This is a genomic window from Frankia sp. CoWAU3, from assembly GCF_977971855.1.
Window position 1 is genome coordinate 3,845 of sequence record NZ_CDWWXB010000196.1, and the last position, 1,367, is coordinate 5,211.

Genomic DNA, 1,367 nt, shown 5'->3' on the forward strand with positions numbered 1-1,367 from the left:
GTCGACCAGTGCCTTCTGCCCGGCGTCGCTGGTGAGGAAGGCGACCAGCCGCTGCGCCTCGGCCTGCTGGTCGCTGGCCGCGAGGACGCCGGCGCCGGAGACGCTGACGAACGCGCCCGGGTCCCGGTGGCCGAAGAAGTGCAGGTCGACGTTCCTGCTGTCCTTGCCCGACTCCGCCTGGTCCTGGTACCAGTAGTAATGGTAGATCACGGCGGCGGGGACCTCGCCCGCGTTCACGGCGCGCAGCGCGGCGATGTTGTTGTCGTAGATCTTCGCGTTGCGTTTCAGTCCGGCGAGCCACTCGGCGGTGGCCCCCTCGCCCTTCACCGCGAGTACGGCGCTGACGATGGCCTGGAAGTCCGCTCCGGCCGCCGCGACACCGACCTTCCCCTGCCACGCCGGTCCCGCCAGGTCCATGATCGACGTGGGCAGCTCGTTCTTGGCGACCTGCCCACGGTTGTAGATGAACACCGTCGACCGGGCCGCGAAACCGATCCAGTTGCCGGTGCTCGGGACGTACTGGTCAGGCACCTGGCCCAAGGTGGCCCGGTCCAGTTTGCTGAAGCGGCCGGCGCGGTCGACCAGCGTCATGGCCGGCGAGTTCTCGGTGACGAGGACGTCCGCCGGCGAGCTGGCGCCTTCCTGGACGATCTGGTTCGCCAGCTCGGGGTCGCCGCCGCGACGCAACTCGACCTTGATGCCGGTCTGCTTGGTGAACGCGTCCACCATTACCCGCATCAGGTCCTGGTGCTGCGCGTTGTAGAGCGTGATCGTCTTCCCGTCGTCCCCCGAGCCGCACGCTGACAGGCCGGCCAGGCCGGCCAGGCAGGTGGCCGTCACCAGCACGACCAAGGTTCTTCCTAACGAACCCATCGGGCTCCTCCACCTGAACACTCCACCTGGACACTCCACCTGGACAGACACGTCCGACCGACCTCGAACCTCTAATCGGTGTAGAAGTTAACTCATGTTTACCTTAGCGCCGTAGAATGTGACGAGTGGCACAAGTCGGGGGCGCTGGCGGGCGAACCGCGGAGCGGACGCCTGGCGCCGAGCGGGATCGGCACGCCCGCCGTGAGCCGGCCGAGAAGGCCCATGGCATGGAACGAGACCTTCCACGCGGCGACGCCGACGGTGAGCGAGGCCAGCAGCGCCAGGACCGGATGGTCGTCCTGCAGAAGGGGGAACACCTGCCAGTGGGTCAGGTAGATGTAGAGCGAGCTGCCGGCCAGCAGGCCCGCCAGCCGGCGCAGCGGGCGTGGGCAGCGGACGCTCGTGGTCCAGGCCAGCAGGAGCACGCCGCCGAGCACCACGTGCTCCCGGCGTGCGTCAGCGAAGAACCCGGGGATGGTGAGCGCCGCCGCCGC

Annotated in this window: 1 protein-coding gene and 1 pseudogene; both read right to left on the bottom strand. The window is 68.8% G+C overall.

Annotated elements, in window-relative coordinates; genetic code table 11:
• Window positions 1-873: extracellular solute-binding protein (locus tag AC08ON_RS15000; RefSeq protein WP_476617185.1), on the bottom strand; the 873-nt coding region annotated here is incomplete at its 3' end.
• 98 nt (window positions 874-971) lie between these two features.
• Window positions 972-1,367 (bottom strand): annotated as a pseudogene (locus AC08ON_RS15005) (AMP-dependent synthetase); the annotation flags it as partial.